Raw genomic sequence first — 14,568 nt, forward strand, 5'->3', positions numbered from 1 at the left:
GGGCTCCATCGCGGCACATTTCCAGGCGGGCGCCTGTATAGCCTAAAGCGTCCGGCTTGTCTGCGGGAGTGAGGGTTTCATCGCTGGTGCGATGCGCTACCATGAGGCCCCTCTTCCTTCCATCTCACAAGACGGCACAAGACTCGCCATGCACTGTCCCTTTTGCGGTGCCCACGACACCAAAGTCATCGATTCGCGCCTGGTCGCCGAAGGCGATCAGGTTCGCCGCCGCCGCGAGTGTCTGGCCTGCGGCGAGCGTTTCACCACCTTCGAAACCGCCGAGCTGGTCATGCCGCGGCTGATCAAACAGGACGGCAGCCGCCAGCCATTCGACGAAGACAAGCTGCGCGCCGGCATGCAGCGCGCGCTGGAAAAGCGCCCGGTGGGCATCGAACGTCTGGAAGAGGCGCTGGCGCACATCAAGCACAAACTGCGCGCCACCGGCGAGCGCGAAGTGAAGTCGCGGGTGCTGGGCGAGTTGGTGATGGCCGAGTTGCAGAAGCTCGACGAGGTGGCCTACATCCGCTTCGCTTCGGTCTATCGGCGCTTCCAGGATCTCAATGAGTTCCGCGAGGAGATCGAGCGTCTCGCCCGCGAACCTTCCAAGGAATGAGCATGCTCGACGAAGCCTGCATGGCTCGCGCCATCGAGCTGGCGCGCAAGGGCTGGTATTCCACCCATCCCAATCCTCGTGTCGGTTGCGTCATCGTGCGCGACGGCGAGGTGGTCGGTGAAGGCTGGCATGTACGCGCCGGCGAGCCCCATGCCGAAGTCCATGCGCTGCGCCAGGCAGGCGAGCGTGCACGCGGCGCGACGGCTTATGTCACCCTGGAGCCTTGCAGCCACTTCGGCCGCACTCCGCCCTGTGCGGATGCGCTGGTGAATGCCGGCGTGGCGCGTGTGGTCGCCGCCATGCAGGACCCCAATCCCCAGGTGGCGGGCCAGGGGCTGAAGCGTCTGGCCGACGCCGGCATCGAGGTGCGTTCCGGCGTGCTGGAGAGCGAGGCCCGGGCGCTGAACGTCGGCTTCCTCAAGCGTATGGAAACCGGTTTGCCGTTCGTGCGGGTGAAGCTGGCGATGAGCCTGGACGGCCGCACCGCGATGGCCAGCGGCGAGAGCCAGTGGATCACCGGCCCTGCAGCGCGCCGCGCGGTGCAGCGGCTGCGTGCGCAGTCGAGCGTGGTGCTTTCCGGCGCGGATACCGTATTGATGGACGATGCCCGGCTGACCGTGCGCCCCGATGAGCTTGGGCTGGACGCAGAGCAGGCCGAGCTTGCGTCCCGACGCCAGCCTCTGCGCGTGCTGATCGACGGCCGCCTGCGCGTACCGCTGGGCGCGGCATTCTTCCAGGCCGGGCCGGCACTGGTCGTCAGCACCCTTGAAGACCCGAACTATGCCGTGGTCGGCCACGAGTTGCTGACCCTGGCCGGAGCCGATGGCCAGGTCGACCTCGCGGCGCTGGTGGCCGAGCTCGGTCGCCGTGGTGTGAATGAAGTCCTGGTCGAGGCCGGGCCGCGTCTGGCCGGTGCCTTTGCCCGGCTCGGACTGGTCGACGAATACTGCATCTTCATGGCGCCCAAGCTGCTCGGCTCGTCCGCGCGACCCCTGCTGGAGTTGCCGCTGGAGCGCATGGCCGAGTCCCGCGAGTTGAGGATCAGCGATATCCGCGCGGTAGGAGACGACTGGCTGGTCACGGCCAAGCCGCGCGGATAGCCGCCTTCGCTGCCGCTGCGAAGGCGGCTGTCCGGTGAACGGAACCTTCCGACTTCGGCTTGCCTGTGGTAAAACGCCACACGCGGTTGAAGTTGTCACGACCGCGATTGACGTTCTCAGGGCGGGGTGCAAGTCCCCACCGGCGGTAATGGCGCGCAATGCGTCTAGCCCGCGAGCGCTTGCCCGGACCGGTTGACCGGATGGGCAAGGTCAGCAGACCCGGTGCGATTCCGGGGCCGACGGTAATAGTCCGGATGAAGAGAGAACGGGATGAGCCAAACGGCCGCGTCCGCGCGCGTCCGTGAAATCCCTTCGATCCGATACGCCCTGTTTTCTAACCGAAACAGGAGTTCGCTTATATGCAACATCTTTCCCAACTGGCTTCGCCGGCTTTGCGGCCCGCGGCCCTCGCAATGCGGGAGGCCCCATGTTCACCGGCATAATCGAATCCATCGGCACCATCCGTTCCATCACCCCCAAGGGCGGTGACGTGCGCCTGTATGTCCAGACCGGCAAGCTCGACCTCGGCGACGTCAAGCTGGGCGACAGCATCGCGGTCAACGGCATCTGCCTGACGGCGGTGGAATTGCCCGGCGACGGCTTCTGGGCCGACGTCAGCCGTGAAACCCTGGCGCGCACTGCCTTCGCGCAACTCAAGGTCGGCAGCCGGGTGAACCTGGAAAAGGCCCTGACCCCGACCACCCGCCTGGGCGGCCACCTGGTCAGCGGCCACGTCGACGGCGTCGGCGAGATCGTCAAGCGCGAGGAAAATGCCCGCGCCATCCAGTTCACCGTGCGGGCTCCGCGCGAGCTGGCCAAGTACATCGCGCTCAAGGGCTCGATCACCGTGGACGGCACCAGCCTGACGGTGAACGCAGTCAACGGCGCCGAGTTCGAGCTGACCATCGTCCCGCACACCGTGCAGGAAACCATCATGGCCGACTACCGCTCCGGGCGCCTGGTCAACCTTGAGGTGGACCTGCTGGCGCGTTACCTGGAGCGCCTGCTGCTGGGTGATAAGGCTGCCGAACCGACCGCCGGCTCCGGCGGCATCACTGAAGCATTCCTGGCCGAAAACGGCTTCCTCAAACATTAAGAAGGCTTGTCCCGTATGGCTCTCAACAGCATCGAAGAACTGCTCGACGATATGCGTCAGGGCAAGATGGTCATCCTCATGGATGACGAGGACCGCGAGAACGAAGGCGACCTGATCATCGCCTCCGAGTGTGTCCGCACCGAAGACATCAACTTCATGGCGCGTTTTGCCCGTGGCCTGATCTGCATGCCGATGACCCGCGAGCGCTGCGAGCGCCTTGGCCTGCCGCTGATGGTGCAGCGCAACGGCTCCGGCTTCGGCACCAAGTTCACCGTCTCCATCGAGGCCGCCGAGGGCGTGACCACCGGCATTTCCGCCGCTGACCGTGCCCGCACCGTGCAGGCCGCCGCGGCGAAGAACGCTGTCGCCGCCGACATCGTCAGCCCCGGCCACATCTTCCCGCTGATGGCCCAGCCCGGCGGTGTGCTGGCGCGAGCCGGCCACACCGAGGCGGCTTGCGACCTGGCGCGCATGGCTGGTTTCGAGCCATCCGGCGTGATCTGCGAGATCATGAACGACGACGGCACTATGGCTCGCCGCCCGGAGCTGGAGGAGTTCGCCAAGCAGCACAACATCAAGATCGGCACCATCGCTGACCTGATCCACTACCGACTGATCCACGAGCGCACCGTCGAGCGCCTTGCCGAGCAGCCGCTGGATACCGAGCTGGGCCAGTTCAAGCTGATCACCTACCGCGACTCCGTGGAAGGCGATGTGCATCTGGCGCTGACCCTGGGCAACGTATGCCCGGAGGAGCCGACCCTGGTGCGCGTACACAACCCCGACCCGCTGCGCGACCTGCTGATGGTCAACCAGGCGGGTCGCTGGAGCCTGCGCGCGGCCATGGCCAAGGTGGCCGAGGCTGGTGCCGGTGTGGTCCTGCTGCTGGGCCATCAGGTGGGTGGCGACGATCTGCTGGCGCATGTACGCGAGATCACCAGCACCCCGGCGCCCGCACAGAAGCCGACCACCACCTACAGCACCGTGGGTGCCGGTTCGCAGATCCTGCGCGACCTGGGCGTGCGCAAGATGCGCCTGATGTCGGCGCCGATGCGCTTCAATGCGATATCCGGTTTCGACCTGGAGGTTGTAGAATACCTGCCCGCTGACGGGCAGCACTGATTGCTGCTGCACTTGGTCGTGCCGCGTTGGAAATCGCCTCGAAATGCTCATTTACTGCAGTAGACTGCGCCTTTTCGGCGACTCCCGCCTTGCTCGACCTGCGCTCGCGACGCACTCGGTACTACCCGAATGAACCTCGCCGCCGTGCTCTGGCACGGCGGCGCCGTTCTTCTACCCTATTTACGGAGCGTCACGCTGACGCTCCGGCTCTTTAACAGTGAGACTTGTCCATGACCCTGAAGACCATCGAAGGTACCTTCATCACCCCCAAAGGCCGCTTTGCCCTGGTGGTTGGCCGCTTCAACAGCTTCGTGGTGGAAAGCCTGGTGGAAGGCGCCGTCGACGCGCTGGTGCGCCACGGCGTTGCCCAGAGCGAAATCACCGTGATCCGTGCCCCGGGCGCCTTCGAGATTCCGCTGGTTGCCCAGAAGGTCGCCCAGCGTGGCGAGTTCGACGCCATCATTGCCCTCGGCGCGGTGATCCGTGGCGGCACCCCGCATTTCGAATACGTAGCCGGTGAATGCACCAAGGGCCTGGCGCAGGTTTCCCTGCAGTTTGGCGTGCCGGTCGCCTTCGGCGTGCTGACTGTCGACTCCATCGAACAAGCCATCGAGCGCTCCGGCACCAAGGCCGGCAACAAAGGCGCCGAGGCTGCCCTGTCCGCCCTGGAAATGGTGAGCCTGCTGTCGCAGCTGGAGGCCAAGTGAGCCAGGACAGCGGCACTCCGGCAAAGCCCGCCAAGCCGAACAAGATCGCCATGCGCCGCAAGGCCCGCAGCCTCGCTGTGCAGGCCCTGTACTCCTGGCAGATGGCTGGCCAGTCGCTCAACGAGATCGAGGCAACCTTCCGTACCGACAATGACTTCAGCGATGTCGACGGCGCCTATTTCCATGAAATCCTGCACGGCGTACCGCGCCTGAAGGGAGACCTGGACAAGGAGTTCACCCCTTGCCTGGACCGTGCGCTGGAAGAGGTCGATCCGGTGGAGCTGGCGATCCTGCGCCTGGCCACCTACGAGCTGCGCAACCGCCTGGATGTGCCCTACAAGGTCGTCATCAACGAAGGCATCGAGCTGGCCAAGACCTTCGGCGCCACTGACGGACACAAGTTCGTCAATGGTGTGCTGGACAAGCTGGCCCCACGCCTGCGTGCCGCCGAACTGCGTGGCGCCAAGCGTTGAGAAGCTGTCCATGCTCTTGCTGCGAGACCGTGATCGGAACTCATGCGCTGCTCGGAATCCTCATGTGTGGTTCATGAACTTCGGTTCCCGTGCGGCTCTTCGTTCCGCTGACGGGCTCTCGGTTCAGTTCCTGAACAGGTTCTGAGCATGGGCGAGTTCGAGCTGATCCGTCGCTACTTCGCCTCGGCCGCCTGTGCGGCCGGCGGTGAGGCAGTGGCTCTGGGGATCGGCGACGATTGCGCGCTCCTTGCGCCTCCTGCCGGCGAACAGCTGGCGATTTCCACCGATACACTGGTCGCCGGCGTGCACTTTCCCGCCGTCTGCGATCCATTCCTGCTCGGCCAGCGTGCCCTGGCGGTTTCCGCCAGCGACCTGGCCGCGATGGGCGCCTCATCCGTCGCCTTCACTCTCGCTCTGACACTTCCAGACGCCGACCCGGCCTGGCTCGAAGGTTTCGCTCGCGGGTTGAATCAGAAGGCACAGGAGTGCGCGCTGGCGCTGATCGGCGGCGATACCACCCGTGGTCCGCTGTCCATGACCGTCACCGTGTTCGGCACGGTGCCCGCAGGGCTGGCGCTGACCCGCTCGGGGGCGCGCCCGGGTGAGCTGCTGTGCGTCGGTGGCGTGCTAGGTGAGGCTGGCGGAGCGCTGCCGCTGGTGCTGGGCGAGCGGCAGGCCGACGCCGCCGTCGCCGAGCCGCTGTTGGCACGCTACTGGTCGCCGCAGCCGCAACTGGCCTTGGGCCAGGCGCTGCGCGGCAAGGCCAGCGCGGCCCTGGACGTTTCCGACGGGCTGCTGGCCGACTGCAGCCATATCGCCAGGGCGTCGTCCGTGGCCCTGGTCATCGAGGCTGAACGTCTACCTGCCAGCGCGCCGCTGGAAGCGCTGCTGGGCGCGCAGCGCGCACTGCAATTGAAACTGGGCGCGGGTGACGACTACGTGCTGGCTTTCACGCTGCCGCCCGAGCACCTGCCCGAACTTTCCTCGAACTGGCCGCAATTGCATGTGGTCGGTAGGGTGGAGGCCGGTTCCGGCGTCCGCGTACTGGACGCGAAGGGCGTCGATATCACGCCGCGCCAGGGCGGCTATCTGCATTTCATGGAGTCCCCGTGACAGAACACCCCAACCAGGCCCCCGCGCAACCCGTTCCCCCGTCCGTCTGGTGCAACCCCTGGCATTTCCTGGCCTTCGGCTTCGGCTCCGGTACCCTGCCCAAGGCGCCAGGCACCTGGGGCTCGCTGGTTGCGCTACCCTTCATACCACTCTGGCAGATGCTGCCGGACTGGGGTTACTGGCTGATGCTGGGCATCACCATGCTGTTTGGCTTCTGGCTGTGCGGCAAGGTTGCCGACGATCTGCGCGTGCACGACCACGAGGGGATCGTCTGGGACGAGATGGTCGGCATGTGGATCACGCTCTGGCTGGTGCCGGAGGGATGGTGGTGGCTGCTGGTCGGCTTCGTCGTGTTCCGTATCGTAGACATCGCCAAGCCGTGGCCGATCAGTTGGATCGACCGCAATGTCCACGGTGGTGTCGGCATCATGCTGGACGATGTGCTGGCCGGCGTATTTGCCTGGCTGGTCATGCAGGGCCTGACATGGGGTTGGGTCCACTGGCTGATCTGAGGATGATCGATGCGCCGACTGCTGTGGCTGCTCTGCCTGCTCTGCCTGCTCTGCTGGTCGCCGGCCTGGGCCAATGAACGGCCCGGCGAGATCCGCGTCGTCAGTGAAGTCTGGGCCAACTATACGCAGGCCGATGGCCGCGGCCTGGCATGGGATCTTCTGCGTGCGCTGTACGAGCCCGAGGGTGTGCGGCTGTCCTATCGCAGCGAGCCTTATGTCCGAGCGGTCGGCCTGGTGCAGCGCGGCGAGGCGGACGCCTGGGTCGGCTCCTACCGGAATGAAATAGACAATGTGATCTACCCGCGCTGGCCCTATGACGTCGATCCGATCGGCGCCCTGGGGCTCAGGGATTCGCCGCAGCCCAGGCTGGCGACGCTGGACCGCTACCGCCTGGCCTGGATGCGTGGCTACGCCTTCGAGCGCTATCTGGACCACCTGCAGCAGCGCAACGAATTGCAGCGCCGCAGTTCGGCACTGCCGATGCTCGCCAGCCGGCGCATCGACTTCTTCATTGATGCGCGCCCGGAGCTGGAGGAAATGCTCCAGGGCAAGGGGGTCGACGCCAGCGTCTACCGGATCACCGATATCGCCTCGATTCCGCTGTATCTTGGCTTCGCCGACAATGAACGTGGCCGCGCCCTGGCCCAGCTATTCGATGAACGCATGCAGGTGCTCCATCACAGTGGAGAGCTCGAGCGCCTGTTTGCCCGCTGGCAGTGGCCGTATGCGCCGCTGAAGCCGCTGTTGCCGCCCAAGGAGTGATCGTGATGCCGCGTCTGTTCGTCCTGTTTTGCCTGACTGTCTGCTCGTCGCTGGCCCTGGCCGCACCACAGGTGCGCGTCGTCGGGCTCTTTCCCGGGGCGGCGGTGCTCAACATCGACGGCCAGCGCAAGCTCCTCAAGATCGGCCAGACCGGCCCTGCGGGGGTGCAACTGGTCAGCGCCGATGCGCACAAGGCGGTCCTGCGTGTCGATGGCGCAGAGCAGACCTACGAGCTGGAGCGCGAGTACAGCGGGGATGGCTATGCAGCGCCGGCTGCGCGCACCGAGATGGGCATTGCCCGTGGCACCGGCGGGCACTACTGGGTTGCCGGCACCATCAACAACCAGAACGCCCAGTTTCTGGTGGACACCGGGGCGACTTCGGTGGCGATGAACGAAGGGCAGGCGCGCCGCCTTGGTATCGACTTTCGCACCGTCGGCACGCCGATGATGGCTTCCACCGCCAGCGGCACGGCCAAGGGGTGGCGGGTCTCGCTCAACAGCGTGAAGCTCGGGGGAGTCGAAGTGCTGGGCGTGGAGGCGATCGTGCTGGAAGGCGACTTCCCCACCGAGATCCTGCTCGGCATGAGCTACCTCAACCGCGTGGGTTGGCGTGAAGACCAGGGCATGATGTACATCCAGGCCAAGCATTGACGCCCGGCGGCTGGTGCCTGACTGGCCGCAACCATCGATGGCGTCGATGCTTATCTTGCAGAATTCGCAATGACGGTGCAGCGGGTGCTGCTGCTACAATGCCGGTCTTCCTTCCTTAGAAAATTCTTTCAGGAGTTTCCGGTGTCTGTCGTTTTCGTCGCCGCCTCCAAGCTGCCTACTCCCTTCGGTGAGTTCACCATGCACGGCTTCCTCGATGAGGAAACCGGCAAGGAACACGTCGCGCTGACGATGGGCACGCTGGACGACGGCCTGCCGGTGCTGGGGCGTCTGCATTCCGAGTGCCTCACTGGCGATGCACTGTTCAGCCTGCGTTGCGACTGTGGTTTCCAACTCGAAGGCGCGCTCTCGGCCATCGCCAAGGAAGGCCGCGGCGTGCTCCTGTACCTGCGTCAGGAAGGCCGTGGCATCGGTCTGCTCAACAAGATTCGCGCCTACGCCCTGCAGGACGAGGGCGCCGATACCGTCGAAGCCAACCTGGCCCTGGGCTTCGGGGCCGACCAGCGTGACTACGCGATGTGTCTGCCGATGCTCCGGCACCTGGGCGTTTGCTCGCTGAAGCTGATGACCAACAACCCGCGCAAGGTGAAGGCGCTGGAAGGCTATGGCCTGACCGTCGCCGAGCGGGTGCCGCTGCAGAAGGGTCTTAACCCGCACAACAAGCGCTACCTGGCGACCAAGGCCGGCAAGCTCGGCCACATGCTGGGCAACATGCATCAGGGCGAGGCCGAGGCCGAGGTCGAAGCTTCGTGAATCGCGCCGCCACCCGAGGTCGATTGAATCTGGGCTGGTGGCTGCTACTGCTGCTGGCGCTCGGCCCGTTGCTCCTGCTGCTGGCGGCCATTGAGGAAACCGGCTGGGCTGCGCAGCTCGCCACTCCAGTCTTCGTCATCGGCCTGGCATCGATGTTCGCGACGTTGCCGCTGTTTCGCGGCTACAAGCTTGCGCTGATCGCCACGCAGAAGGCCCGCGATGATCCCGCAGAGCCCGCTGCCTGGCAGACACTGGGCGCCGCACAGCGCCGCGGCTTGCTGGTCGGCAGCCTGCCGGCCTGGATTGGCGCGCTGGCGGTGCTGGTCGATCTCAACGGTGTCGCCGTGCTCTTGCTGGGGATCGCCAGCCTGGTCATCTTCTGGCTATACCACATCCCCCGCCAACTCATCTGATGCGTCGCTTTTTCTGCCTGTTCGCGCTGTTCGTGGCTTTGCCGCTGGCAGCGGCGGAGCGGGTAGTCAGCCTGGCGCCATCGCTCACCGACATGGTGCTCGAACTCGACGCAGCCGATCGGCTGGTCGGTGTGCTCGATGGCGGGCTGCGTCCGCCCGCGCTGGAGGGCCTGCCTTCAGTGGGGCGCTACGGCCAGGTGAACCTGGAACAGGTGCTGGCCATGCGTCCGGACCTGCTGCTGGTGTGGCCGGGAGCAGTGCCCGACGCCCAGTTGGCGCGGCTGAAGTCCTTCGGTATCCCCATCTACCTGGCCGACCCCCATCGCCTGGAGGATGTCGCCCGGCAACTGCGCGAGCTGGGCGAGCGCCTGGGGCGACGGGATCGGGGAGAGGCGCTGGCCAAACGCTTCGAGGTGCGTGTGCAGGCGCTGCGCGAGCAGTACCACCGCGAGCGGCCGCTGAAAGTCTTCTACCAGGTATGGAATCGCCCGCTTTACACGCTGGGCGGCAACCAGATCATCAGCGATGCGCTGGGCCTGTGTGGCGGCCGGAACCTGTTCGCCGACCTGAGCCTGCCGGCACCGCAGGTCAGCCAGGAAGCCGTGCTGGCGCGCGACCCCGAGGTAATCCTGGCTGGCAGTCATGCCGAGCTGCAGCTCTGGACGCAGATGCCGCAGCTTTCCGCCACGCGCCTGGGGCAACTCTGGCCGATTCCCGACAAGAACCTGGAGCGGCCGAGCTACGCGATGTTAGATGCCACCGAGAAGCTCTGCCGATTGCTCTCCGGCGCACATCCGGCCACGCCGTAAGGCCGGTCAAGGGAAGCCAACTCCCAGGGGTTTCGCTTCCCTCATCGCGCCGGCGTGCGAGCTAGAAGCCTTCGAGCACGATCTTGCCCTTGGCGGTGTTGCTCTCCAGCAGAGCATGGGCGCGGCGCAGGTTGGCGGCGTCGATCCGGCCGAAATGCTCCCCCAGCGTGGTCTTCAGCACGCCACGGTCAATCAGCCCGGCGACGCGTTCCAGCAGCTTGTGCTGCTCGATCATGTCGGCGGTCTGGAACATCGAGCGGGTGTACATGAATTCCCAGTGCAGCGACAGGCTCTTCTGCTTGAGCTGGCGTACGTCCAGGCTTTCGGGGTCGTCAATCAGCGCCAGCCGGCCCTGCGGGCGGAGGCTCGCGACGATCTCGGCCAGGTGCGCGTCGGTCTGGTTGAGGCTGGCCACATGGCTGACTTCGCCAATGCCGATACGCTTGAGCTCCTCGCTCAGCGGCTTGCGGTGATCGATCACATGGTGCGCGCCGAGGCTGCGTACCCATTCCTGGGTCTCCGGCCGCGAGGCGGTACCGATCACGGTCATGCCGGTTAGCTGGCGCGCCAGTTGGGTGAGGATGGAGCCAACGCCGCCAGCCGCACCGACGATCAGCAGGCTCTGGCCCTTGCTGGCGCTGCCTTCGGCGACCTGCAGGCGGTCGAACAGCAGCTCCCAGGCGGTGATGGTGGTCAGCGGCAGCGCGGCGGCGTGGGCGAAGTCCAGGCTGGCGGGCATGTGGCCGACGATGCGCTCATCCACCAGTTGCAGCTCGGCATTGCTGCCCGGGCGGGTCAGGTCGCCGGCGTACCAGACCTTGTCGCCTGGCTTGAACAGGCTGACCTCGCTGCCGACGGCGCGTACCACGCCGCTGGCATCCCAGCCCAGCACCTTGTGTTGCCCCTCTGCCGGCTGGGCGCGCATGCGTAATTTCGTATCCACTGGGTTGACCGACACGGCATGGACTTCCACCAGCAGATCGCGGGGGCCGGGCGTTGGCTCCGGCAGTTGGATGTCGAGCAGGGCATTCGGATCGCTGCTGGGCAGGCTATGGGTGTAACCGATGGCTTTCATGGCGGTACCTTTCAGTCGATGCGGTTCATCAGGCGGATATCGAGTTCCGCGAGGTCGGCTTCTGCGGCCTTCACGAAGGCCTGGAAGTGTGGGCTGGCTTCGTGCTCGGCGAGAGCGTCCTCGTCGCGCCACTGTTCGATCATGTAGATCAGCTCGGCGTCCTTGAGGTCGCGGTGCAGGTCGTACTGCAGACAGCCGGCCTCTGCGCGCGACGGCGCGAGCATGTCGTGCAGGCGTGCTTGCAGGCTATCGGCGCGGCCAGGTTTGGCGCGGATGATGGCAATAAGGGGCAGGCTCATCGGAGCTCTCCGGGTGAAAGAACGTGAGAGCATGCTGCTCTCTTTCGCTCGCGAGAAAAACCGCGTAAGTAGAGACTCTCTTTCAAAGGATTTTTGAAAATGCCGCGCTTCGATGACCTGCAGATTTTCGTCCGCACCGCCGAGCGCGGCAGCCTTTCCGCCGCCGCCCGTGAGTTGGAGCTATCACCCGCGGTGGCCAGCGCGGCGCTAAAGCGCCTGGAGACAGAGCTGGACGTGCGCCTGTTCGCCCGCTCCACCCGCAGCCTGCGCCTGACCGCCGAGGGCGAGCTGTACCTGGCCCACGCCCGCGCCGCCTTGCAGAGCCTGGACGATGGCCGCCAGCTCCTGGCGGGTGGCAAGAGCGAGATCGCCGGTAACTTCCAGGTGTCCGCGCCGTCGGATTTTGGCCGCAACGTGTTGTTGCCCTGGCTCGACGAATTCCAGGCGTTGCACCCGCGGATGAGCCTGCGCCTGCTGATCAGCGACCGGCAGGCGGACCTTTACCGGCAGCCGGTTGATGTGGCTTTCCGCCTCGGCCTGCCCGGCGATTCGAACCTGGTTGCACTCCCTCTGGCGCCGGACAATCGCCGGGTACTCTGCGGCTCGCCCGAGTACTTCGCCCGCCACGGCAAGCCCAGGCACCCGGACGAGTTGCAGCGGCATAATTGCTTGCTCTACATGCTGGGTGGCCGGGCTCATGAGCGCTGGCGCTTCAGTGACAGCCGCAGGCAGCACGAGGTGACGGTGCACGGCGATCGGCTGTGTGACGACGCCGATGTGGTACGGCGCTGGGCGGTGGCCGGGCACGGCCTGGTGTACAAGTCCTGGCTGGATGTAGCGGCGGATGTGCATGCCGGCCGACTGGAGGTGGCGTTGGCGAATTACCTCGGCGAGGCGACGCCGATGAACCTGTTCTGCACCCACCGCGCCCAGCTCAGCCGGGCGGTTGCTCAGTTGCGCGAGTTCGTCCAGTTGCGCTGCGCCGAGTTGATGCACGAACGCCCCTGGAGTTGAGCCTTACAGCGGCTGGTAGCGGTGCACGGCCGCGGTCAGCCCCCAGATGCTGGCGATGGCCAGCACCGCTACGGCGGCCGACAGCATGCTCCACCAGATTCGCTGTGTCAGCGCCGGCAACTCCAGGCGCTGCTCGCTCAGCCACAGCGCGGCGGCGCAGACCGAGGAGCCGAGCAGGGCGCCGGCGATGATATCGCTGGGCCAGTGCGCGCCCAGGTAGACCCGCGACAAGGCGATGCTGGCGGCGGGAATGATTGCCAGCAGCATCCAGGTCAGGCGCACGCGCGGTGATTTCTCCCGGCTGGCCAGCACGCCGAGCACCAGGAAGAAGGCGAACGATGCCGAGGCGTGGCCGCTGGGCATGCTGAAGGCCGAGAGCGGGTCGGCGATCACCTCCGGGCGGGCGCGGCCAAAGAAGTGCTTCAGGGTGTTGTTCAGCAGCGCGGTGCCGATCATCGTGCCGGCGGCGAAGATGGCGTGACGCCACAGGCGCATCGCGGCGAGCAGGACAGCGATGAGCGCGCCGGCGATGAACTGGGTGCGGAAGTCGCCGACCCGGGTGACCGCCACCATCACCTCGTCCAGCCAGGCGCGGCGATGCTCCTGCACAAGAGCCATCAGGCCGTGGTCGAGGGCATCGAGGTGCGGCCAGCCGATCAGCATGCCGGCGAGCAGGACGATGCCGGCGCTGGCGGCGATCAGAGATGCGTTGCGCTGGCGACGCAGTTCGGCGTGGATGACCAGCGCCAGGGCCACGGCCAGGCATGCGGCGACGATCCCGGCTTGCATCCAGAAACCTTCCGGTAGGGGCAGGCGCATCGCCGCGCCGGTCGCCCAGCCAGGCACCAGGTAGGCGATGGACCAGCCGGCGGCGGCCACGATGGAGACGGCGAGGAAGCGGCCGAAGGGCATGTCGAGCATGCCGGCAATCATCGGCAGGAAGGGGCGAAGAGCGCCGATGAAGCGTCCCACCAGCAGGCTGGCGACGCCGTAGCGGGCGAAGAAGCCTTCGGCGCTGGCCATCCATTCAGGGTGATGGCGCAGTATCGGCAGACGGCGGATGTCCTGGTGGAAGTGACGGCCGATCCAGTATGACGACAGGTCGCCCAGCAGGCCGCCGGTGAAGGCCAGCAGCAGGGTCTCGCCGAGGCCCAGCGTGCCGCTGCCGGCGAGCACGGCGATGGCGAAGAGCATCACCACGCCGGGCAGGATGATGCCCACGATGGCAGCGCATTCGAGGAAGGCGACCAGGAACAGGACTCCTGCGAGCCATTGCGGATGGGTGGCCATCCAGGTGTTGAAGGCGGCGAGATCGATCATCGCAGGTGGGCGTCCTGAGGTCCGAGCAGGTGGTAGTCATGGCCTTCCACCTGACCGCGGCGCAGTGGGTTGCGGGTGCAGAAGGCGGCGAAGGCGGCGTCGACGAAGCGGTAGGGCAGGTGTTCGTCGCGTCCGCGGGGAATGCCCAGGCGCGCGGCCTGGATGATCAGGGCCGGTTCTTCGTCGAGGTCGTCGACGAACAGGCGCTGTGGGTCGAAGCGCTGTGCATCCCAGTCGGGGACTTTCAGCCCCATCGCCCGGCAGAGCAGGGTCTGCCCGGCGCACAGTTTGCCCAGCGGGCGCGGGCTGCCGTCGGCGGCGGGATTGAGCTGGCGCATGCGGGCGATGGCGTCGTCGCCGCAGATGCGGTCCTTCCACGGATGGCCGGATTTGATCAGCACGGCATTACCGGCGCCGCCGGCGCTGAAGTTCAATGAGTCGCCGCCACGCGCGTAGTACATATAAATGTGCCCGCCATCGAGGAACAGCGCCTTGCGCTTCTCGGTATAGCCAAGGGAGGCGTGGCTGCCTTTCTCGACGAGGTAGTAGGCTTCGGTCTCGATGATCCGCGCCGACAGCCAGAGGTCGCCGACCCGGTGGCGGATTACCTTGCCCAGCAAGGCGCGGGCGACGGTGAGGGCGTCGCGGTTGAAGAAAGAGTCCGGCAGGGGGCTGGCCTCGGGCCAGGGCAAACTTAGGTTGGGTTCGTCGGGCAT

Annotated in this window: 18 protein-coding genes and 1 riboswitch; of the genes, 14 read left to right on the plus strand and 4 right to left on the minus strand. The window is 66.1% G+C overall.

The annotated features are described in order from the left end of the window. The first annotated feature begins 148 nt into the window (after positions 1 to 148). The 13 genes from nrdR to OU419_RS03740 all read left to right on the plus strand — a co-directional run bounded on the left by nrdR (position 149) and on the right by OU419_RS03740 (position 10,144). Complete coding sequence (gene nrdR, locus OU419_RS03680; protein ID WP_254471336.1) at positions 149 to 613, plus strand: transcriptional regulator NrdR; 465 nt, start codon at positions 149 to 151, stop codon at positions 611 to 613. Beyond that, positions 610 to 1,713: a bifunctional diaminohydroxyphosphoribosylaminopyrimidine deaminase/5-amino-6-(5-phosphoribosylamino)uracil reductase RibD gene (gene ribD, locus OU419_RS03685; protein WP_254471335.1), complete on the plus strand. Its 1,104-nt coding sequence runs from the start codon at positions 610 to 612 to the stop codon at positions 1,711 to 1,713. The genes nrdR and ribD overlap by 4 nt, the downstream gene beginning before the upstream one ends. Before the next feature lie 108 nt (positions 1,714 to 1,821). Beyond that, positions 1,822 to 1,984, plus strand: a riboswitch (FMN riboswitch). Positions 1,985 to 2,140: 156 nt separating this feature from the next. Continuing rightward, entirely contained in the window at positions 2,141 to 2,809 is a 669-nt protein-coding gene (locus OU419_RS03690; RefSeq protein ID WP_254471334.1) for a riboflavin synthase, read from the plus strand. A 15-nt stretch (positions 2,810 to 2,824) separates the two neighbouring features. Beyond that, positions 2,825 to 3,931 (plus strand): bifunctional 3,4-dihydroxy-2-butanone-4-phosphate synthase/GTP cyclohydrolase II, encoded by a 1,107-nt coding sequence (gene ribBA, locus OU419_RS03695; RefSeq protein ID WP_254471333.1) that lies wholly within the window; start codon positions 2,825 to 2,827, stop codon positions 3,929 to 3,931. A gap of 230 nt (positions 3,932 to 4,161) precedes the next feature. Continuing rightward, positions 4,162 to 4,638, plus strand: coding sequence for a 6,7-dimethyl-8-ribityllumazine synthase (gene ribH / locus OU419_RS03700; RefSeq protein WP_254471332.1), 477 nt, complete (start codon positions 4,162 to 4,164; stop codon positions 4,636 to 4,638). Between the two features lie 50 nt (positions 4,639 to 4,688). Continuing rightward, positions 4,689 to 5,111, plus strand: a complete 423-nt coding sequence (gene nusB / locus OU419_RS03705) for a transcription antitermination factor NusB (protein ID WP_254471419.1) — start codon at positions 4,689 to 4,691, stop codon at positions 5,109 to 5,111. A gap of 147 nt (positions 5,112 to 5,258) precedes the next feature. Further along, positions 5,259 to 6,224, plus strand: a complete 966-nt coding sequence (gene thiL, locus OU419_RS03710) for a thiamine-phosphate kinase (protein ID WP_254471331.1) — start codon at positions 5,259 to 5,261, stop codon at positions 6,222 to 6,224. Continuing rightward, positions 6,221 to 6,736, plus strand: coding sequence for a phosphatidylglycerophosphatase A family protein (locus OU419_RS03715; RefSeq protein ID WP_254471330.1), 516 nt, complete (start codon positions 6,221 to 6,223; stop codon positions 6,734 to 6,736). Before thiL ends, OU419_RS03715 begins: the two co-directional genes overlap by 4 nt. 21 nt (positions 6,737 to 6,757) lie before the next feature. After that, complete coding sequence (locus OU419_RS03720; protein WP_408004946.1) at positions 6,758 to 7,498, plus strand: substrate-binding periplasmic protein; 741 nt, start codon at positions 6,758 to 6,760, stop codon at positions 7,496 to 7,498. 5 nt (positions 7,499 to 7,503) lie between these two features. Further along, positions 7,504 to 8,151, plus strand: coding sequence for a retropepsin-like aspartic protease family protein (locus OU419_RS03725; protein WP_254471328.1), 648 nt, complete (start codon positions 7,504 to 7,506; stop codon positions 8,149 to 8,151). Positions 8,152 to 8,292: 141 nt separating this feature from the next. Beyond that, positions 8,293 to 8,922 carry a GTP cyclohydrolase II gene (gene ribA, locus OU419_RS03730; RefSeq protein ID WP_254471327.1) on the plus strand — a complete coding sequence of 210 codons (630 nt, stop codon included), beginning with the start codon at positions 8,293 to 8,295 and terminating at the stop codon, positions 8,920 to 8,922. Beyond that, positions 8,919 to 9,335, plus strand: coding sequence for an MFS transporter (locus OU419_RS03735; RefSeq protein WP_254471326.1), 417 nt, complete (start codon positions 8,919 to 8,921; stop codon positions 9,333 to 9,335). The genes ribA and OU419_RS03735 overlap by 4 nt, the downstream gene beginning before the upstream one ends. Next, complete coding sequence (locus OU419_RS03740; protein ID WP_254471325.1) at positions 9,335 to 10,144, plus strand: cobalamin-binding protein; 810 nt, start codon at positions 9,335 to 9,337, stop codon at positions 10,142 to 10,144. Before OU419_RS03735 ends, OU419_RS03740 begins: the two co-directional genes overlap by 1 nt. Positions 10,145 to 10,205: 61 nt before the next feature. On the opposite strand, the gene OU419_RS03745 is transcribed toward OU419_RS03740, so the two are convergent. Beyond that, the gene (locus OU419_RS03745) at positions 10,206 to 11,219 is read right to left on the minus strand and encodes a zinc-binding alcohol dehydrogenase family protein (RefSeq protein WP_254471324.1); all 1,014 of its coding nucleotides are present in this window, start codon (positions 11,217 to 11,219) and stop codon (positions 10,206 to 10,208) included. 11 nt (positions 11,220 to 11,230) lie between these two features. Next, positions 11,231 to 11,518, minus strand: coding sequence for a putative quinol monooxygenase (locus OU419_RS03750; protein WP_254471323.1), 288 nt, complete (start codon positions 11,516 to 11,518; stop codon positions 11,231 to 11,233). 99 nt (positions 11,519 to 11,617) lie between these two features. Here OU419_RS03750 and OU419_RS03755 point away from each other — a divergent pair, with 99 nt between their 5' ends. Next, positions 11,618 to 12,532 (plus strand): LysR family transcriptional regulator, encoded by a 915-nt coding sequence (locus OU419_RS03755; RefSeq protein WP_254471322.1) that lies wholly within the window; start codon positions 11,618 to 11,620, stop codon positions 12,530 to 12,532. Positions 12,533 to 12,535: 3 nt separating this feature from the next. On the opposite strand, the gene OU419_RS03760 is transcribed toward OU419_RS03755, so the two are convergent. Both OU419_RS03760 and OU419_RS03765 read right to left on the minus strand, forming a co-directional pair. Beyond that, a complete protein-coding gene (locus tag OU419_RS03760; protein ID WP_254471321.1) occupies positions 12,536 to 13,852 on the minus strand; it encodes a bifunctional DedA family/phosphatase PAP2 family protein in 1,317 nt (438 codons plus the stop codon). After that, complete coding sequence (locus OU419_RS03765; RefSeq protein WP_254471320.1) at positions 13,849 to 14,568, minus strand: DNA-3-methyladenine glycosylase; 720 nt, start codon at positions 14,566 to 14,568, stop codon at positions 13,849 to 13,851. The genes OU419_RS03760 and OU419_RS03765 overlap by 4 nt, the downstream gene beginning before the upstream one ends.

This window comes from Pseudomonas triclosanedens (genome assembly GCF_026686735.1).
Lineage (GTDB): Bacteria > Pseudomonadota > Gammaproteobacteria > Pseudomonadales > Pseudomonadaceae > Pseudomonas > Pseudomonas triclosanedens.